Here is a 19,403-nt window from a genome sequence, read left to right as displayed (position 1 = left end):
ATGGCAAACTTTGTTAATGTAATATTGCCAATACCTTTAGAGCGCAGTTTTACTTATTGTATTACTGCTGAAGAGGCAAAGGTGCTTCAGCCTGGCATGCGTGTGGCTGTTCCCTTTGGAAAATCTAAAATATATACCGCAATTGTTTATAATGTTCATCAAAACCCTCCTGAAGCCTACGAGGCAAAGGAGATTCATGAACTGCTAGATGATTACCCCATTGTAAACCCAATTCAGCTTAAGCATTGGCAATGGATAGCTTCTTACTATATGTGTACCTTGGGCGAAGTTGTGCGTAGTGCTTTGCCAAGTGCATTTCTTTTGGAAAGTGAAACGCTAGTATTAAGAAATACGGCATATGAAATTGATGAAAACGAACTGTTAGATGACGAATTTTTGGTTTATGAAGCACTTCAGCATCAGTCTATATTAAAAGTTCAAGAAGTCTCCGCAATCGTAGAGCGTAAAAATGTATTGCCCATTTTACAACGTTTGCTCGATAAAAACATTATCGTACTAAAAGAAGAGGTTTATGAACAGTATAAGCCAAAATTGGTCAGGTATGTTAAATTAGGAAACGAACATGCATCCGACGAAAAACTAGAAGAACTTTTAAAATCATTGACAAGGGCTCCAAAACAAAGTCAGGTAGTGTTATCGCTATTTCAATTGCAGGGTAAAACTCAAAAACCTATTAAGGTTTCTGAACTTGAACAAGCCAGTAATGCTTCTAAGGCAGTAATAAAGTCATTAGTAGATAAGGGAATTTTAGAAGAGTACTTTATAAAGACCGATCGTGTGAACTATGAAGGAGAAAATGATAGTTCAGATTCTAAAGATTTAAATGAATATCAAGAAGTTGCTTTAGCTGATATAAAATCTTCTTTTGAAGCTGACAAGGTTACCTTGTTAAAAGGTGTAACATCATCTGGTAAAACTGAAGTTTATGTAAAATTGATCGAAGAGTGTTTGCAAAAGGGTCAGCAAGCTTTGTATTTATTGCCGGAAATTGCGTTAACTACCCAACTTATTAGTAGACTTCAAGAATATTTTGGTGAGAAAATAGCCATATACCATTCTAAATACAATGTACAGGAAAGAGTGGAGGTTTGGCAAAATGTGTTACAAGCCAAACCTAAAGCACAGCTTGTAATTGGAGCTAGATCTGCAATGTATCTTCCTTTTAACAAACTGGGTCTTATTATTGTTGATGAAGAGCACGAAAGTTCGTTTAAGCAATTTGATCCAGCTCCTCGATATCATGCAAGGGATGCAGCCATAGTTTTGGGTCATCTTCATAATGCAAAAATTTTATTGGGTTCCGCTACTCCCAGTGTTGAAAGTTATTACAACACACAAACCGGTAAATATGGTTATGCAGAGATAACTAGGCGATATGGTAATGTACTAATGCCAGATATGGAATTGGTAGATATTAAAGAGGCGCAAAGAAAAAGAAAGATGAAGGGGCATTTTTCTGAACGACTTTTTCTTGAAATGGAAGAAACTCTCAAAGAAGGTTCGCAAATCATACTTTTTCAGAATCGAAGAGGGTTTGCTCCATTGATGGAGTGTTTAACTTGTGGTCATTCCCCTCAATGCCCAAATTGCGATGTAAGCCTAACTTATCACCAATACAGAAATCAGTTGCGTTGCCATTATTGCGGGCATCATACCGCATTGCCAGAAAGTTGTTTCGCTTGTGGCAGTCCAGAGTTGGATACCAAAGGCTTTGGTACCGAACAAATAGAAAAAGAGGTTAAAGAACTTTTTTCAGAAGCTAAGGTCGGTAGAATGGATTTAGATACCACACGTGGTAAGCATGGTTATGAAAAAATTATTACTGCTTTTGAACAGCAAGAATTAGATATATTGGTGGGCACTCAAATGCTTACAAAAGGCTTGGATTTTAGAAATGTGAATTTAGTTGGGGTAATGAATGCTGACAGCCTTTTAAACTTCCCCGATTATAGGGCGCATGAAAGAACCTACCAATTGCTGACCCAGGTATCGGGTAGGGCAGGGCGTACTAAGAAAAGAGGGAAGGTTTTAATACAAACCTATAACCCATATCATCAGATTCTAAAGCAAGTGACTACTGGTGATTATGAAGGTATGTATAAAGAACAGTTGTATGAGCGTGAGCAATTTAAGTACCCACCAATAAATAGAATAATAAAGGTAACTTTTAAACATAAAAATTATAATGTGCTTAATGAAGCGGCAGATTGGTTTACGGGAGCACTGCGAACCAATTTTGGAGGTACGGTATTAGGACCAGAATACCCACCCGTGGCAAGAATTCGAAATCAATACTTAAAGCATATAGTGGTTAAGGTGCAAAAAGCACAATCTTTGGCACAGACAAAGGCAAATATTAGAAGAATAGAGAAATCGTTTAAGTCCGTAGCGATGTATAGAAGTGTTAGGGTTATATATAATGTAGATCATATATAAAAAAAGACCGCTGATCAGCGGTCTTTTTTTTAGAGTAAAATTATGTCATATATTATACGTTACTAAGCGCTTCGGCAAGTTCTGTTTTCTTATTTCTACTTAACGGAATGGATCTACCGCTAACTTCAACATTTTTACTGTTGAATTTTTCAACCTTTTCAAGGTTAATGATGTATGATTTGTGAATTCTTAAAAATTTGTCTTCCGGTAATTGCTTTTCAAAAGACTTCATTGTTGATAAGATTACAATATTAGCTTCGTCCGTTACTAATTTAATATAGTCACCAAGAGCTTCGATCCACTTAATATCATTTAAAATAACCTTCCTTTTCTTAAGGTTGCTCTTTACAAAAATATGCTCTTCGTCTTCATTGACTCTATGCATTTGTTCGTAATTGGCAACGGCTCTTTTTACAGAGGCATCAAAACGTGCCATTGTAATCGGTTTATGTAAATAATCCGTTACATCGTAATCAAAAGCTTTAAGTGCATAATCAGGTTTACCGGTAATCAAAATTACCTGAGGACTGTTTTCTAGTGACTCGAGTAGGTCGAATCCTGTGATAATTGGCATTTCAACATCAAGAAATATAAGATCTATCTCATGGTTCTTGATTCCATTTTTAGCTTCGATAGCATTACTATATTCTGCTACCATAGTTAAATTTGGATGATTGTTTACCAACTTGGCAACGGCCATCCTTTGCATAGATGAGTCGTCAACGATGATACTTCTTAACTTCATAAGGGTTGATTTGTGGGGTTAAATCATCGACAAAGAACCGAAAAAACATGCTGAACTGCAACAAAAGATGTGAACAATGCGCTGTTGATCGTGTAATTGGTAATGATGATATATTTAAGATTTGGTTTAATTTTTAAATGTTTATACCATTCAATAACGAAGAATATTCGCATTTCTTATATTTATTTTAAAAAAATATCTATTTTTGCACTCCTTAAAAACAAATATAATATGAACCATTACGAAACTGTTTTCATTTTGAATCCCGTTCTATCTGATGTTCAGATAGAGGAAACAGTTAAGAAATTCGAAGATTTCTTAATTAACAATGGCGCCAAAATGGTAGCTAAAGAGAATTGGGGGCTAAAGAAATTAGCGTATCCTATCCAAAACAAAAAAAGTGGCTTTTACCACTTGTTTGAATTCACTAGCGATGGTGAGGTGGTAGCACCTTACGAGCAGGAATTTAGAAGAGATGAACGTGTTATGCGTTTCTTGACCGTTAAATTGGACAAGCACGCAATTGCATGGGCAGAAAAAAGAAGAACAAGAAACAAAACCGCTAAAGCTTAAGTATTATGGCAACATTACAACAACAGGCAAAAGGAAAAAAAGATGGAGAGATCAGGTATCTAACTCCATTGAACATTGAGACCAACACTAAGAAAAAGTATTGTCGTTTTAAAAAATCTGGTATTAAATACGTAGATTATAAAGATGCTGATTTTTTATTGAAGTTGGTAAACGAGCAAGGTAAATTGTTACCTAGAAGACTTACAGGAACTTCATTGAAGTATCAAAGAAAAGTGGCACAAGCCGTAAAGAGAGCTCGTCATTTGGCATTAATGCCATATGTTGCTGATTTATTAAAATAATAAGACAAAGAATCATGGAGCTTATATTAAAAGAAGACGTACAAAATTTAGGTTTTAAAGACGACGTAGTAAATGTTAAGAACGGTTACGGAAGAAACTTCCTTATACCTCAAGGCTTAGCTACTATGGCTACGGTTTCAGCTAAAAAAGTTTTAGCTGAGAATTTAAAGCAAAGAGCACATAAAGAAAAGAAAGTTGTTGATGCCGCTAAGAAAACAGAGGAGGCATTAAAAGCTTTAGAATTGAAAATTACCGCTAAAACAGGTGCTGCCGATAAGTTATTCGGTTCTGTTACGAATGGTGATTTGGCTAGTGCTCTTGAAAAAGAAGGTCACGCAATTGACAAGAAATATATTAGCATACAAGGTGGTGCTGTTAAAAGAACCGGTCCTTACAATGCTCAAATCAGATTACACCGTGAGGTAATCGTTGATTTCGGTTTCGAAGTTGTTGCCGAGCAGAAATAATTAACTCTCAAAGTTAATAACTTTAAAGAGCTATGCGTGCATAGCTCTTTTTTTTTGGTATTTTTGTTAAAGAACTCATAAATAACTCTAAACCAAAAATTCCATGAAAAACAACTTGTTTTTTCAATTGATGTTGTTGCTTTTTGTTAGCGCAACTTATGGCCAGGTTACCACCTCTAATATTAGAGGTTTGGTAATGGATGATCAAGATCAACCGTTATTTGGCGCTAATATTGTCGCTATTCATACCCCAACGGGCACAAAATACGGGTCAATTACCAATGAAGATGGTAGATTCAACCTATTAAACCTTCGCGTTGGTGGTCCTTACACGGTTGAAATTTCTTATGTAGGTTTTAAACCTTATTTACTTACAGACGTAGATTTATCATTAGGTCAAACATTTAATGTAGATGTTAAATTGGCTAGTGAAAGTCAAGCGTTAGACGAGGTTACCGTTGTTTCTGATCGATCAGGTACTTTTAGTAGTGATCGTACAGGTGCGGAAACAAGTGTAGGTAGAAGAGAATTAACTCGTTTACCAACAATTTCTCGTTCAGCACAAGATTTTACACGTTTAGAGCCAACTGCGAGCGGAAACTCGTTTGGTGGTAGAAACGATCAATTTAATAATTTCTCTTTGGATGGTGCTATTTTCAACAACCCGTTCGGATTGGATGCTGCTACACCAGGTGGTCAAACAGACTCACAACCAATTTCTTTAGATGCAATTGAGCAAATTCAAGTATCTACGGCACCATATGATGTAACTCAATCAGGATTTACTGGAGCTTCTGTAAATGCTGTAACTAAAAGTGGTACTAATGAATTTCATGGTACGGTTTACGGATTTTTCAGAAATGAGGATATGACAGGTGGTAAAATTAAAGGAGACGATATTGTTAAGCCTAAATTAGACCAAAGTCAATACGGAGTAAGTATTGGAGGTCCAATTGTAAAGAACAAATTATTCTTTTTCGCCAACTTTGAAAGAGATGAGCGTACAGATTTAGGTACTAACGGATGGGTACCAAATACAGGTTCAGGTGCAATTAACGAATCTAGAGTATTGGAAAGTGATTTAATTAATGTACAAAATCAGTTATTGGCGGTGGGCTATGATCCAGGTGCTTACGAAGGTTTTACACATGATGCTGAATCTACTAAAGGTCTTTTTAAATTAGATTGGAATATTAATGATAATAATCGTTTGGCTGTTATTTATAACTTTTTGAAATCTTCAAAAGAGAAGCCTGCACACCCAACGGCAATACAATTTAGAGGTCCTAATGCAAACACATTACAGTTTCAGAATTCAGGATATGAAATAAATAATGACCTAAAGTCTATTCAAGTTGAATTGAACTCGACCTTATCGGAAACGGCTTCGAATAAGTTACAAGTTGGATATACACACTTTGACGATTATAGAAATCCGTTTTCTACTCCGGCACCTTCTATAAACATTACAAAAGATGGTTCTAACTATATTATTGCCGGTCATGAGCCATTTTCCGCAAATAACAGATTAGATCAAAAAGTATTGCAGATTACCAATAACTTAAATTTTTATAAAGGCGATCATACGTATACAGTTGGTTTTTCTTTGGAGAAATTTATGTTCGATAATTCATTTAACCTAACCGCTTATGGTTTTGATTTATTTGGTGGTGTAGATATTGCAGATTTTGATGCAACTACCTATGATTTTGCTGGTCCACAAGCAACATTTAATGCAAATAATGCTGTGCCAGATGGTGAAGGTTGGGCATTGGCAGAAACTAATGTGGGTCAATTGGCATTTTATGTTCAAGATGAATGGAATGTAAATGAGAAATTCAAATTAACATATGGTGTTCGTTTTGATAAGCCTTTGTTCTTTGATTCTGCAGAGAAAGCACAAGATGTTATTGATAGAGGTTTTGTTATAGCTGATCAGCCATACCAAAATCCTAATACAGGTGAAACTGTATTTATAGATAACACGCAAATGCCTTCTAACGATTGGTTGATATCTCCAAGAGTTGGTTTTAACTATGATGTTTATGATGATAAATCATTACAATTGCGTGGTGGTTCTGGTTTGTTCACCGGTCGTTTCCCATTCGTATGGTTAGGAAATCAGATTTCTTCTCCAGACGTATTTTTCTTGCAGGCTGTTGACCCAGATTATAAGTTTCCACAAGTATGGAGAACAAACTTAGGTGCAGATAAGCGTTTAGATAATGGTATGGTGCTTACTGCAGATGTATCGTATACAAAAGATATCAATGGTCCTCATGTACAAAACTGGGCATTGACTTCACCATCAGGTAATTTATCTGGTGTAGATATAAGAGCAACATATACTGAAGGAGATTTATTAAACAGCTTTGGTTTAGGGGCTGGTCCTTATGTTTTTACAAACTCTAATAAAGGAAGAATTTGGAATGCATCTTTAAAAGCTCAGAAAAACTTCAGCAATGGTTTGTATGCTATGATGGCGTATAGTTATTTAGATGCTAAAGATGTGAATTCAATTGAAGCAGAAATAACATCAGATGCTTTTGCAGGTAACCCGATTGTAAATGATGTAAATGCAGATGTGCTGGCTCATTCTAAGTACGGGGATAAGCATAGATTCATTGGTGTAGCTAGTAAAAACTGGCAATACGGTAAATGGGCTACTACACTTTCTACGTTCTTTGAATATGCTCAAGGTGGTAGATTCAACTATACTTATGGTGGTGATATTAATGGTGATGGATCAGGTATCAACGACCTTATTTATGTTCCAACTTCTGCAGAAATTGGTCAAATGCAATTTTCAGGTGCTGGTCAAGGAACAGCTTTTGATGCATATATTGCTCAAGACGATTACTTAAGTGGTCGTAGAGGTCAATATGCGGAGCGTTACGGAGCTTTAGCGCCATGGAGAGGTCGTTGGGACGTTAAGTTCTTACAAGATTATAAAATCACTGTATCCGAAGGAAAAACAAATACAATTCAGTTTAGTGTAGATGTACTTAATATTGGTAATTTGATCAGTTCTGATTGGGGATTGGTTCAGCAACCAAATAATGTGCAACCAGTAGGTGTTACTGTTGATCCAGATACAAATATTCCTACATATACCTTTAATCCAGAATTGACCGAGACATTTGGTTACGATGCTAGCTTATTATCTAGATGGCAAGCACAAGTAGGATTGAGATATATCTTCTAAGATTATAAAATTAAGTTGTAAAAGCCCTAGCAAATATGTTAGGGCTTTTTATTTTTGCAAAATGAAATATACGAGGCTAACAAAAGAGCAATTAGAGGAATTACATCCAGAATTTATCAATTTTCTTGCGACACAATCAATAACGGGCGATGAATGGGAAGATATTAAAAAGAACGAGCCCAAAGTAGCAGAAGAAGAATTAGATGTTTTTAGCGATTTAGTGTGGGAAGGTGTTTTGGCCAAGGTTTCCTATTTGGAGAATATTTCCAATAATCAAATGCATCTATTTCATTTGACCGAAAAAGAAATGAAACTTATTTCTGTAAAGGTGATGAACCCTGAAATTGATTTGACTACTACTGTTGGTTTTGACTGGTTCAAGAGAAATTGGCAATCAGATTTCGTAGAATATTTGACCGCTGCAAAAGCTTATACTGATGATAAAAATGTAGATAAGTTTTTGTTGATTCAACAAGGTGCGGTAATCACCAAAGGAGAATTATACCAATGGTTCGAGAAAGTAATCGTTACCTCTTAAAATTATATAAATCTAATATTCATACTGCGTAATTATAACCTTATTTTTAGTAAGGTTATATTTGTGATACAATTATAAAATTAATGGCACAGAAACCATCTATACCTAAAGGCACCAGAGATTTCAATCCATCTGAAATAGCTAAGCGTAATTACATTTTTGATATTATCAAAAAGAACTTTCAAACTTATGGTTTTCAACCCATTGAAACACCTTCTTTTGAGAATTCAGATACGTTATTGGGTAAATATGGAGAAGAAGGTGACCGTTTAATTTTTAAGATATTAAATTCCGGGGATTTTATACGTAAGGTTGATGAAGCGACCTATGCAGATAAAAACTCCGCTACCATAGCACCTAGAATTACCGAAAAGGCATTACGTTACGATTTAACCGTACCGTTTGCCCGTTATGTGGTTATGCATCAAAATGATATAGATTTTCCATTTAAACGTTATCAAATTCAACCAGTTTGGAGAGCAGATAGACCGCAAAAAGGAAGATTTAGAGAATTTTTTCAATGTGATGCCGATGTAGTGGGCTCAGATTCCTTATTACAAGAGGTAGAATTGATTCAGTTGTATGATGCCGTATTTTCCGAGTTAAAATTGGAAGGGGCAACCATTAAAATGAACAATAGAAAAATACTGGCAGGTATAGCTGAAGTTATTGGAGCTAAAGATTTACTTATAGATTTTACCGTTGCTTTAGACAAGCTTGATAAAATAGGAGAGGACGGTGTTAAAAAAGAAATGCTTGCAAAAGGGATTTCTGAGGAAGCAATAGAAAAAGCATCTCCTTTGTTTTTACCTCAAGGTAGCAATGAAGAGCAATTAGAGCGTTTAGATGCCTTATTGAAAAATTCTGAAGAAGGTAAAAAAGGTTTGGAAGAACTTCGTTTTATTTTAGAAACGATAGCTGTTTTAGGCTTGCAATCCGCTAATTTATCTATTGATGTAACTCTTGCGCGCGGACTTAATTATTACACAGGGGCTATTTTTGAGGTTGCTGCGCCAGAAGGTGTGAAAATGGGATCTATAGGTGGTGGCGGTCGCTATGATGACCTTACCGGTATTTTTGGATTAAAGAACGTAAGCGGAGTAGGTATATCATTTGGTCTAGATCGTATTTATTTGGTTTTAGAAGATTTAGGGCTCTTCCCAGAGGCAATTGACCAATCTTTACAAGTATTATGCGTTAATTTTGGTGATAAGGAGGCTATGGCTGCTTTGAAACTGGTAAGTCAATTGCGAAAATCGGGTGTTAAAGCCGATATCTACCCTTCTAGTGCCAAGATGCAAAAACAAATGAAATATGCCAATAATCGTAATGTACCTTATGTAGTTTTAATAGGGGAACAAGAGTTGGATAATAATTCATTCGTTGTAAAAAACATGAAAGAAGGTACACAAGAAAAGTACAGTTTAAACAAAGTTCTAGACTTTGTAAATTACTTGAGCTAACTACTTTAAAATCAGATAAAATTTTACTGAGTCATTTTTGATTATATTTGGTTAACCAATCTGGTTGTGCAATTTTACATTGTACAATTGATATAGGCTTAAATCAATATTAAATCAAGTTTTATAATTACAATATCATGACGAATAGTAACAAATTATCTGGAAAGAACATTCTTATTACCGCTGGTGCCCAGGGCATAGGAGAGGCTATTACCAAACATTTTATAGATAGCGGAGCCAATGTTTCCATTCATTATTTTTCTAGTGCAGATACTGCAAATGAATTGGTAAAGTACGCGACCAATAAGGGTTTAAAAGCAATTGCAATATCTGGGGATTTGACCAAGGAAGAAGATGCAAATGCCTTAGTTGAAAAAACGGTTGAAGCTTTAGGCGGGCTTAATATTCTTATAAATAATGCCGGGTCTTTAGTGGCTAGAAAGTTACTAAGCGAAATGGAAACAGAATTTTGGCACAAGGTGATGGATATTAACATGACTTCAATGATGTTCGTTACACGAGCAGCAGCACCATATTTGGCAAAGAATGAAAATAGTAGCATTGTCAACTTGGCATCTTTAGCTGGGCGTAAAGGAGGTCACCCTGGATCATTGGTGTATTCTACCAGCAAAGGAGCTATTTTAACCTATACAAGGGCACTTGCTTCAGAATTAGGACCACAGGGAACAAGAGTTAATGCAGTTGCACCAGGACTTATCTTAGGAACCTCATTTCACAATACACATACCACTAAAGAATCTGCAGCAGAAACTACAAAAGGTATTCCTATTCAAAGAGCCGGTAATGCAGATGATGTTGCCAGAGCTGTGTTATATTTAGCCTCTGAATATGATGGCTTTATTACTGGAGCTACTCTTGATATTAATGGAGGAGTTTATAATATGTAAACATTATGTACTATTGATGTAGTCTTTTCATGATTTCTGTGCATATGGTATTGTAATAAGCTGTTTCATGAGGTACGTAATTGTTTTTCAAAACCTCTGTAATCTCATTTTTGAACTGATCAATGGAAATTAATTTAAAGGATTCTACTTCACTTTCTTGTTTTTGAAGAGCGTGAAGAGGAATTTTTAATTCAGCAATAAAAGTATGATGGTATTCGCAATCTATAAGAGTATCTGAATGTTTGTGTTCAGATTTATAAATTCCTATTTTCTGTAATGCTACCGGTTGAATAGAAAGTCCTATTTCCTCTTCGATTTCCCGTACTGCAGAAATCTTTATATTTTCACCTGCCCCAATATGCCCTGCAACGGAGACATCCCATAGTAAGGGGAATACATCTTTATTTTTTGAACGCTGCTGAAGTAGAATTTTACCTACCATCCAAGGTGTAGAACCATACATGTACTGTCTGGTGATACCATCCATTTTTATGTGCTTCACTTTTCATGGCAGTTCTGTTGGTTAGATTGCCATTAGCATCTAAAATATCAATTAGTTCATCCATAGAATAAAAAAAATCCCTCCATGTATTTGGAGGGATTATATCAGTTTATTCGAAATAATTAAACGTTTCGCCTTCTTTAATAGTAAGCAAGGTTTCGTAGATCAAACGAATTACATTTTCAACATCGTCTTTATGAACCGTTTCTACCGTAGTATGCATGTAACGTAACGGTAAAGAAATCAAAGCAGAGGCAACACCGCCATTACTGTACGCAAAAGCATCTGTATCTGTACCCGTAGATCTAGATGCAGCCATTCGTTGAAATGGAATATTTTTCTTTTCTGCAGTTTCAATAATACGTTCACGTAATTTATTCTGTACCGCTGGGGCATAGGAGATTACAGGTCCTGCGCCAATTTCAGTGTGCCCTTGTACCTCTTTCTTAATCATTGGGGTTGTCGTATCATGACAAACATCTGTAACTATAGCAACGTTTGGCTTAATAGTTTGTGTAATCATTTCCGCACCGCGCAATCCAATCTCTTCTTGTACAGAGTTGGTTATATAAAGACCAAAAGGTAATTCTACTTTATTCTCATGTAGTAGACGTGCAACTTCGGCAATCATAAAACCACCAGCTCTGTTGTCAATAGCTCTACAAACGTATTTGTCTTTGTTGAGAATTTGAAATTCGTCTGGGTAGGTTATTACACAACCTACATGTACTCCAAGTTTTTCAACTTCCTCTTTGGTTGTGGCACCAACATCAACGGTAATATTCTCAATTTTTGGAGTTTCTTCTTTATCTCCTTTTCGTGTATGAATAGCTGGCCAGCCAAAAATACCTTTAACTATGCCATTTTTTGTATGGATATTTACCCATTTAGAAGGAGCAATTAAGTGGTCGCTTCCTCCATTTCTTATAACATGGATAAGTCCGTTGTCCGTAATATAATTAACGTACCAAGAGATTTCATCAGAATGTCCTTCAATTACAACTTTATATTTTGCATCAGGATTTATAACTCCGACAGCAGTACCGTAAGTATCTGTGATGAAGGTATCTACGTAAGGTTTTAGGTAGTCCATCCATATCTTTTGCCCTTCCCACTCATATCCTGTAGGAGCGGCATTGTTCAAGTATTTTTCAAAAAAGTCTTCAGACTTTTTGGTAATTATTTTTTTCTCAGCCATCAATGTTAATTTAAGATACAAACTTAAGAATATTAGCGTTGTATTAATAATAACCTTCTTTAATATTCGTTAATTTTGGCAGGACTTTTGTTAAGCCTATGGTAATGAAATATAACTTTTTACTACTTTATTTACTGGTCTTCGGTGTTTTCATTTGTTCAGCTCAGGTTGAAGAACAAAAACTTGATTCTGTTGCGGAAAAAATGATTATTGTTTCGGGTGATTCATTGCTGCAAAGCTCTATAGCGTTAGAGGAAGCCTATGTATTCGGTAAATTAAAGTTTTCGTCTTATGATGAAAAATTGAGGTATTATATTTTACGTAGAAAAACCCAAAAGGTATATCCGTATGCAAAAATGGCAGCGGAACGGTTAGTAGAGCTAAACGATAGTTTGGCAAATATGAAGAACAAGCGCAAACGTAAAAAGTATACCAAAAAAGTACAGAAATTTATTGAAGAGGAGTTTTCTGAGGAGTTGAAAAAATTGACCAGAACAGAGGGGCAAATTTTGGTTAAACTTATATACAGGCAAACCGGTGCAACTGCCTTTGATTTGGTCAAGGACTTAAGAAACGGATGGCGAGCATTTTGGTATAATACAACAGCTAAATTATTTAATATAAGTATCAAGGAAGAGTTTCATCCAGATTTGGTAGAAGAAGATTACTTGATAGAAGATATTCTGCAACGTGCATTCTCTAAAGGAAAGTTAGAACGCCAAGAAACTGTTTTAGACTATGATTATGATAAGTTGTATAATAAATGGAAGAAAACTACAAAAGTGCCAAAAGACTAAGTCTACTTCGATTTTACACCAAATAATGCATTCATAATTGTCATAATACCTTTGAAACCCAAATATACGGCATAGGCTGCTAGAATCAGACCTAAAATACAAACCGGCCAATACATGGGGTGATCTTCGTTTTTAAACGCTTGCCAAAGTATAATTGGAGCGGTAAACATCAGCACAACGGTTAATGCCAGTCTTTTTAATCCTTTTACAAGTAAATCTTTATCAGTTCTCCTCATTGTTCGTAATTGTAATGCTATCAGTATATTCTTCTACAATGGCAAAATAACCTAGGGCGAAATTATCTGAACGCTCAACATTGTCGACAATTTCGTCGTTATCTATACCGGTTATATTTATGATGTTTCCGCGAACAGTTGCAGCAGGTGTTTGAAATGGACCTTGGTCGCCACCCGACTGTACAATAATCTGATTCATGTAATTGTAGAACTGTTCGTCGGCACCTAGTAAACTTATGTTAACTACAGAACTTGTATTTATGGCTAAATCATTGTCGTAAAAGTACGAGAATATAAAGGTTTGTCCTTGATAAAACTCATCTTCTGTTACTAAAAACTCTCCGAAATCTAAGTCCAACACATAAAAATCATCACTATCGGCCCGGTCGGTAAATGATACTATAACCTCTGTTTCATCACCTGAAAAAAGCGTTTCATCGCCTTGCTCTAAAGAATCTATAGGTACAGATTTCACATAAGTGGTTGTGGCAAAATACTGTTCTTCGCTAGTCTGTATAATCAATTGAAATACGTCACCTTCATCAATACTGCTTACTCTAATTCTTTGATCTGCATCAAAGTTAGGGTCTGGAACCCATTTACCGCTGCCAGGTTCCAATTCTGCTAAATTCGATACTCCGCCACCTTCTAGTATTTCTGGGGCATCAGGGCTTGGTGTTCCATAATAAATAATGGCACTTTCTATCGTGGCAGTGGTATTCTCATCGAAAAAAGAGCTGCTTTCCGAAACCACTATTTCAATAGGTAGAAATTCTTGAGATTCGTCAACGCGTATTACACCATTGACAATCAGTCTTGTGTCGTTTTCGGGTAGTTCTACGTCGATAACATCTTCACATGAAATGAAAAGAACTATGCTTAATGTAATTAATATATAGCGTTTCATTGCTTATAGTTTAAAATTATAAGTAACGGCGGGTACTATGCCAAAAATGGAAGTCCTTACCGCTTCATTTACTCCTGTATCATCATTTTGTCTAAAACTAATAGAAGCCGCATTTCGTCTGTTATAGACATTATAAAGGCTAAAGACCCATTCGCCCTTTAGCTTTCTGTTTCTGTTCTTCTGAGGGGTTAATGTTGCTGAGAGGTCCAAGCGGTTATATGCAGGTAACCGCTGTGTGTTTCTTAACCCATAGTAGGGCACCGTTAAGTCTTGAAATTCAAATTGACCAATTGGGTAATTCGTTGGTTGCCCTGTTTGATAGGTGAAATTTCCACTAAAACTCCATTTGTCATTTAAATCATAGCTTAAAAACATTGAAATGTCGTGGGTTTTATCATAAGGAGTGTTGTACCAATTTCCAAAATTAATTCCGGTTTCAATATTACTACGGCCATTATCGATAACTGAAGTTCTACCTGGGGTACGTTGTTCAGATTTAGATAAGGTGTATGCTAGCCACCCTTGAAGCTTACCTTCGTTTTTTCGTAATAGAATTTCCAGACCGTAGGCACGCGCTTCGCCATTTAAAATTACTTGCTCAATGGCATCATTGGCAATTAGATTGGCGCCGTCTATATAATCTATTCTATTTTGAACATCTTTATAGAAAATTTCAGTTTCAAAAGAAAAATCACCGTCATTAATATTTTTAAAGTAACCAAAGGCATATTGATCCAGAAGCTGTGGTTTTGTAAAAGGGCCACTTGGCGTCCATACATCTAAAGGAGTAGGGGAGCTGGTGTTTGAAAGGAGGTGTAAATACTGGGCTAACCTCGTATAGCTGGCTTTTATAGAACTTGTTTCATTTAATGTGTATGAAAACGATGCTCTAGGTTCAAAATTACTAAATTGAGCGAGTGTAGTACCTCTGCCGGGATTAATGACATCGATAGGGTCCGCTTCTTGGTAAATTAGTAATAATGGATCAAAATAAACTGGGTTATTATTGGCGTATACGTTCAATTCATCTTGACCTAATCGCATAAAATGACTAAAACGTAAACCATAACCTACACTTAAGTTATCACTTAATTTATGTTCAAAATCAACATAAGCGGCAAACTCATTCGCATATTTTTCGGTTAATTGGTCTTCAATTATTCCCGATTCGCTATTACTTGGTTCTATTTTACCGGGATTAAATTGGTAGTAAACGTTGTTAATGCCGTAGTTGACCTGTAGTTTGTCGGTGGCGTAATGTTTAAGATCGTATTTAATATTAAAATTCTGAATTCCCGAATTCCAATTAAATCCAACAAAATCAAGTTTTAATCCGTAGTAATAGTCCGAATATATTAAAGATAAGTTTGAGAATAACTTATCGGAGAAAAGATGGTTCCATCTAAAATTACCGACGGCATTACCATAGGTGTTTACAAAACTATCATTAATACCAAACACATCACGGCCAAAATACCCAGAAAGGAATATGTTGTTTTTTTCGTTTAATCTATAGTTCAACTTGGTGTTCAGGTCGTAGAAATAGGCGGTGTTGTCTACATCAAATAGAGGTAAAAAAAGATGGGCATATGAAGCTCTGCCACCAATTAAAAATGCTGCTTTATCTTTTTTAATCGGTCCCTCTAATAATAACCTACTGGCAACGGCGCCGATACCGCCATTCATTTTAAACTCTTTGCTATTACCTTCTTTTTGAAATATATCTAATACCGATGACACTCTACCACCATAACGTGCAGGTATACCACCTTTATAGAGTTTTACATCTTTTATGGCATCGGGATTAAAAACAGAAAAGAATCCGAATAAGTGTGATGAATTAAAGATGATAGCTTCATCTAAAAGAATAAGATTTTGATCGGCAGCGCCACCCCGAACATTAAAACCCGATGCGCCTTCACCCGCATTTGTAACACCAGGAAGTAGTAGTATTGATTTAATTACATCAGCTTCACCTAAAATTACGGGTATTTTTTTTATGGTGCCCACAGATAGTGTATTTACACTCATTTGTGGTTTTCTGATATCCATCTTTTCCACATTTTCCGTAACCACTACTTCTTCTAATTGTTCCGCCTCTTCATTGAGTGAAAAATCTATTCGCTTATTTTCGGTTAGCGTAATTTCCTGTATAATATTTTCAAAACCCAAGTAACTGATGAGTACGGTATAGGTACCCTCAGGAAGTGTTATGGAATAAAAGCCGTACTCATTAGTGGTGACCCCGGTATTTAATTCTGGTATGGCAACAGTAACACCTATTAGGGTTTCATTACTGCTTGATTCCGATATAGAACCACTTAAGGTATATTTTTGTTGCCCCCATGATGAGACTGAGAAGCAAAATAATGAGATAAGAATAAACGGTAAATATCCCTTCATCAATTTTTTTAGTAAAAATACTTAGAAATAGGAGATACTCCTACAATTAAATAAAGGGCAAAAAAAATACCCTTAACGTTAATTAAGGGTATTTATAAAATTAATTTCTATTAAATGGATTCTAATATACCATTTAATGTAGCGCTTGGTCTCATAGCTTTTTCAACCAATACAGGATCTGGTTTGTAATAACCGCCAATATCTTGTTTTGAGCCTTGTGCATCTATCAATTCTGATAGTATCTGTTCTTCTTTGTCATTGATATCAGAACTAACTTTAGAGAATATAGCTTTTAGTTCGGCATTGTCATCTTGTAATGCTAATGCTTCAGCCCAATATTTAGCTAAGAAAAAGTGGCTACCTCTGGTATCGATTTCCTTTACTTTTCTAGAAGGAGATTTATCGTTCAATAAAAACTTTTCGGTTGCACTATCTAAAGTATCGCCTAGAACCTTAGCAGCAGGATTTGAATTTTTCTCACCAAAAAACTCCAATGAAACGCCTAATGCTAAAAATTCACCTAAAGAATCCCATCTTAGGTGTCCTTCTTCCAAAAATTGCTCAACGTGCTTTGGAGCAGATCCACCGGCACCGGTTTCAAATAGTCCGCCTCCGTTCATCAAAGGAACTATGGATAGCATTTTCGCACTGGTACCAACTTCTAAAATAGGGAAGAGGTCAGTAAGGTAATCTCTTAAAACATTACCGGAAACAGAAATGGTATCCTTACCATCCTTCATTCTTTTTAACGTGAAGGCTGTAGCTTTAATAGGAGACATAATCTGAATGTCCAAACCTTTTGTGTCCTCTTGTGCTAAATAAGTATTTACTTTTTTAATAAGTTCGGCGTCGTGAGATCTATTTTCATCTAACCAAAAAATAGCAGGTACATCTGTTGCTCTTGCTCTTGAGACAGCTAATTTTACCCAGTCCTGAATAGGAGCGTCTTTCACTTGGCACATACGCCAAATATCACCACTATTTACAGTATGCTCAAGTAAAACTGTACCACTAGTAGTGTCAACTACCTGTACCGTACCGCTCTGGTTAATTTCGAAAGTCTTGTCATGAGAACCGTACTCTTCCGCTTTTTGAGCCATTAGACCTACGTTAGGTACTGTACCCATAGTAGTAGGGTCAAAAGCTCCATGTTCTTTACAGAAGTCGATTGTTGCCGTATAAATGCCAGCATAACTACTATCTGGAATTACTGCTTTGGTATCTTGTGGCTTGCCTTCGGCATTCCACATTTGTCCTGAGTTTCTGATCATAGCCGGCATTGAAGCATCTATAATAATATCACTAGGTACATGTAAGTTAGTAATTCCTTTATCGGAATTTACCATTGCTAAATCCGGTCCGTTTGCCAAGGCTTCATCCAAATCGTTCTTGATGGCATCTTGTTCTTCTTTTGGCAAAGCTTCTATTTTTTGATATAAGCTTGCTAAACCATCACTAGGTCTAATTCCTAATTTTTCAAAGGTATCCTCATATTTTTCGAAGACAGACTTAAAGAAGGTGTCCACAACATGACCAAATATAATTGGATCGGATACTTTCATCATTGTAGCCTTTAAGTGTACTGAAAAAAGTACGCCTTTATCCTTGGCATCTTTTACCTCTTTGCTCAAGAAGTCAAGTAGCGCTTTTTTGTTCATTACCGTTGCATCAATAATTTCAGCAGCTTGTAAGCTGATATTATCTTTTAGAATAGTTTCAGAACCGTTAGAAACTAATTTGATTTGTACGGAGGTTTCGTTCTTTAGAGTAACAGATTTTTCGTTGGCTTGAAAATCTCCTTCGCCCATCGTAGCAACATGTGTTTTGGAGTCAGAGCTCCATGCACCCATACTATGAGGATTCTGTTTAGCGTAATTCTTTACGGCCTTTGGTGCTCTTCGGTCAGAGTTACCTTCCCTTAATACAGGGTTTACGGCACTACCTTTTACAGTATGATATCTAGCCTTAATTTCTTTTTCCTCGTCATTTTTAGGCTCATCTGGATAATCGGGTAGTTTGTAACCTTTTGCTTGTAATTCTTTTATAGCCTCGTGTAATTGAGGTACCGATGCACTAATATTAGGTAATTTTATAATGTTTGCTTCTGGCTGTTTAGCCATTTTGCCCAATTCTTCCAAATCATTGGACACTCGTTGCTCTTCCGTTAAAAATTCGGGAAAGGTAGCAGCGATTCTTCCAGCCAAAGAGATGTCTTTAGTTTCAATTTCAATTCCTGATGATTTAGTGAAAGCTTTTACAATAGGTAAAAAAGACTCTGTTGCCAATGCAGGCGCTTCGTCTGTTTTTGTATAAAAAATTTTGGACATGTGCGGTTTGTTTTAATTTAAGCGGAACAAATATACAATTTTATACAGGTATGAAGGTGGAGATAATGCCTTAATATTTAAGGCGGGCGGGAAGTTTTGTTAAATAACAAAAGCCATATCAATGTACGCATACAATGATATGGCTTTTTAGAAAAAGTTTACGGACTGTTTGTTTTAATTTTTCATTAAAACGGCAACCCTTGATTGCATCCGCTTCACTGATTCAACGTTTAAAATATTTTTCGATTCCCAGATACGCAATCCGGCATCTACACAATATTTCTTTTTTATTGTCATCATTGAAAACTAAAAACCTAGTGTATAGTATTTTTAAAATTCAACTAATTTTAAACTTAATTGGCGACAGCCAACAAA

16 protein-coding genes are annotated in these 19,403 nt (G+C 35.9%); 9 read left to right on the top strand and 7 right to left on the bottom strand.

The features are described 5' to 3' along the window. Entirely contained in the window at positions 1-2,457 is a 2,457-nt protein-coding gene (priA, locus tag EXIGUO8A_RS18070) for a replication restart helicase PriA (RefSeq protein WP_159304253.1), read from the top strand. Positions 2,458-2,509: 52 nt separating this feature from the next. Here the strand turns inward: priA and EXIGUO8A_RS18065 are convergent, their stop codons facing one another. Next, a complete protein-coding gene (locus EXIGUO8A_RS18065) occupies positions 2,510-3,202 on the bottom strand; it encodes a LytR/AlgR family response regulator transcription factor (protein WP_058103007.1) in 693 nt (230 codons plus the stop codon). Between the two features lie 231 nt (positions 3,203-3,433). On the opposite strand from EXIGUO8A_RS18065, the gene rpsF reads away from it, so the two are divergent. The 7 genes from rpsF (at position 3,434) to EXIGUO8A_RS18030 (ending at position 10,658) form a co-directional block, all read left to right on the top strand. Continuing rightward, positions 3,434-3,775, top strand: coding sequence for a 30S ribosomal protein S6 (gene rpsF / locus EXIGUO8A_RS18060; RefSeq protein ID WP_116769295.1), 342 nt, complete (start codon positions 3,434-3,436; stop codon positions 3,773-3,775). A 5-nt stretch (positions 3,776-3,780) separates the two neighbouring features. Further along, positions 3,781-4,077, top strand: a complete 297-nt coding sequence (gene rpsR / locus EXIGUO8A_RS18055) for a 30S ribosomal protein S18 (RefSeq protein ID WP_027067300.1) — start codon at positions 3,781-3,783, stop codon at positions 4,075-4,077. 14 nt (positions 4,078-4,091) lie between these two features. Beyond that, positions 4,092-4,544: a 50S ribosomal protein L9 gene (rplI, locus tag EXIGUO8A_RS18050; RefSeq protein WP_116769294.1), complete on the top strand. Its 453-nt coding sequence runs from the start codon at positions 4,092-4,094 to the stop codon at positions 4,542-4,544. 103 nt (positions 4,545-4,647) lie between these two features. Next, positions 4,648-7,749 carry a TonB-dependent receptor gene (locus tag EXIGUO8A_RS18045; protein ID WP_159304252.1) on the top strand — a complete coding sequence of 1,034 codons (3,102 nt, stop codon included), beginning with the start codon at positions 4,648-4,650 and terminating at the stop codon, positions 7,747-7,749. Between the two features lie 61 nt (positions 7,750-7,810). Beyond that, positions 7,811-8,287, top strand: coding sequence for a DUF6495 family protein (locus EXIGUO8A_RS18040; RefSeq protein ID WP_159304251.1), 477 nt, complete (start codon positions 7,811-7,813; stop codon positions 8,285-8,287). Between the two features lie 83 nt (positions 8,288-8,370). Continuing rightward, positions 8,371-9,750 carry a histidine--tRNA ligase gene (gene hisS, locus EXIGUO8A_RS18035; protein ID WP_159304250.1) on the top strand — a complete coding sequence of 460 codons (1,380 nt, stop codon included), beginning with the start codon at positions 8,371-8,373 and terminating at the stop codon, positions 9,748-9,750. Between the two features lie 137 nt (positions 9,751-9,887). Then, positions 9,888-10,658, top strand: a complete 771-nt coding sequence (locus EXIGUO8A_RS18030) for an SDR family NAD(P)-dependent oxidoreductase (protein ID WP_159304249.1) — start codon at positions 9,888-9,890, stop codon at positions 10,656-10,658. Between the two features lie 10 nt (positions 10,659-10,668). Here EXIGUO8A_RS18030 and EXIGUO8A_RS18025 read toward each other — a convergent pair whose 3' ends face one another. Beyond that, the gene (locus EXIGUO8A_RS18025) at positions 10,669-11,160 is read right to left on the bottom strand and encodes an NUDIX hydrolase (RefSeq protein WP_236564519.1); all 492 of its coding nucleotides are present in this window, start codon (positions 11,158-11,160) and stop codon (positions 10,669-10,671) included. Positions 11,161-11,269: 109 nt separating this feature from the next. Continuing rightward, positions 11,270-12,358: a M42 family metallopeptidase gene (locus EXIGUO8A_RS18020; RefSeq protein ID WP_116769288.1), complete on the bottom strand. Its 1,089-nt coding sequence runs from the start codon at positions 12,356-12,358 to the stop codon at positions 11,270-11,272. A 104-nt stretch (positions 12,359-12,462) separates the two neighbouring features. On the opposite strand from EXIGUO8A_RS18020, the gene EXIGUO8A_RS18015 reads away from it, so the two are divergent. After that, complete coding sequence (locus EXIGUO8A_RS18015) at positions 12,463-13,155, top strand: DUF4294 domain-containing protein (RefSeq protein WP_159304248.1); 693 nt, start codon at positions 12,463-12,465, stop codon at positions 13,153-13,155. 2 nt (positions 13,156-13,157) lie between these two features. On the opposite strand, the gene EXIGUO8A_RS18010 is transcribed toward EXIGUO8A_RS18015, so the two are convergent. From EXIGUO8A_RS18010 to EXIGUO8A_RS17995, 4 genes are all read right to left on the bottom strand, one after another. Beyond that, the gene (locus EXIGUO8A_RS18010; protein ID WP_159304247.1) at positions 13,158-13,391 is read right to left on the bottom strand and encodes a DUF6095 family protein; all 234 of its coding nucleotides are present in this window, start codon (positions 13,389-13,391) and stop codon (positions 13,158-13,160) included. After that, on the bottom strand, positions 13,378-14,298 hold the full coding sequence (locus tag EXIGUO8A_RS18005) for a DUF4249 domain-containing protein (RefSeq protein WP_159304246.1): 921 nt from the start codon (positions 14,296-14,298) through the stop codon (positions 13,378-13,380). The genes EXIGUO8A_RS18010 and EXIGUO8A_RS18005 overlap by 14 nt, the downstream gene beginning before the upstream one ends. 3 nt (positions 14,299-14,301) lie before the next feature. After that, on the bottom strand, positions 14,302-16,701 hold the full coding sequence (locus tag EXIGUO8A_RS18000) for a TonB-dependent receptor (protein WP_159304245.1): 2,400 nt from the start codon (positions 16,699-16,701) through the stop codon (positions 14,302-14,304). Positions 16,702-16,811: 110 nt separating this feature from the next. Then, entirely contained in the window at positions 16,812-19,028 is a 2,217-nt protein-coding gene (locus EXIGUO8A_RS17995; protein WP_159304244.1) for an NADP-dependent isocitrate dehydrogenase, read from the bottom strand. Between the last annotated feature and the right edge of the window lie 375 nt (positions 19,029-19,403).

Source organism: Maribacter litoralis (assembly GCF_902506355.1).
In the GTDB taxonomy this organism is placed as follows: domain Bacteria; phylum Bacteroidota; class Bacteroidia; order Flavobacteriales; family Flavobacteriaceae; genus Maribacter; species Maribacter litoralis.
Note: the sequence above shows the minus strand (reverse complement) of the source record. Positions and strands in the feature narration are given on the sequence as shown.

Coding starts and splice junctions, on each gene's coding strand:
- EXIGUO8A_RS18005 (WP_159304246.1), bottom strand. CDS start 14,298: ATGAAACGCTATATATTAATTACATTAAGCATAGTTCTTTTCATTTCA.
- EXIGUO8A_RS18010 (WP_159304247.1), bottom strand. CDS start 13,391: ATGAGGAGAACTGATAAAGATTTACTTGTAAAAGGATTAAAAAGACTG.
- EXIGUO8A_RS18045 (WP_159304252.1), top strand. CDS start 4,648: ATGAAAAACAACTTGTTTTTTCAATTGATGTTGTTGCTTTTTGTTAGC.
- priA (WP_159304253.1), top strand. CDS start 1: ATGGCAAACTTTGTTAATGTAATATTGCCAATACCTTTAGAGCGCAGT.
- EXIGUO8A_RS18000 (WP_159304245.1), bottom strand. CDS start 16,701: ATGAAGGGATATTTACCGTTTATTCTTATCTCATTATTTTGCTTCTCA.
- rplI (WP_116769294.1), top strand. CDS start 4,092: ATGGAGCTTATATTAAAAGAAGACGTACAAAATTTAGGTTTTAAAGAC.
- EXIGUO8A_RS18030 (WP_159304249.1), top strand. CDS start 9,888: ATGACGAATAGTAACAAATTATCTGGAAAGAACATTCTTATTACCGCT.
- EXIGUO8A_RS18065 (WP_058103007.1), bottom strand. CDS start 3,202: ATGAAGTTAAGAAGTATCATCGTTGACGACTCATCTATGCAAAGGATG.
- hisS (WP_159304250.1), top strand. CDS start 8,371: ATGGCACAGAAACCATCTATACCTAAAGGCACCAGAGATTTCAATCCA.
- rpsF (WP_116769295.1), top strand. CDS start 3,434: ATGAACCATTACGAAACTGTTTTCATTTTGAATCCCGTTCTATCTGAT.
- EXIGUO8A_RS18015 (WP_159304248.1), top strand. CDS start 12,463: ATGAAATATAACTTTTTACTACTTTATTTACTGGTCTTCGGTGTTTTC.
- EXIGUO8A_RS18020 (WP_116769288.1), bottom strand. CDS start 12,358: ATGGCTGAGAAAAAAATAATTACCAAAAAGTCTGAAGACTTTTTTGAA.
- EXIGUO8A_RS18040 (WP_159304251.1), top strand. CDS start 7,811: ATGAAATATACGAGGCTAACAAAAGAGCAATTAGAGGAATTACATCCA.
- rpsR (WP_027067300.1), top strand. CDS start 3,781: ATGGCAACATTACAACAACAGGCAAAAGGAAAAAAAGATGGAGAGATC.
- EXIGUO8A_RS17995 (WP_159304244.1), bottom strand. CDS start 19,028: ATGTCCAAAATTTTTTATACAAAAACAGACGAAGCGCCTGCATTGGCA.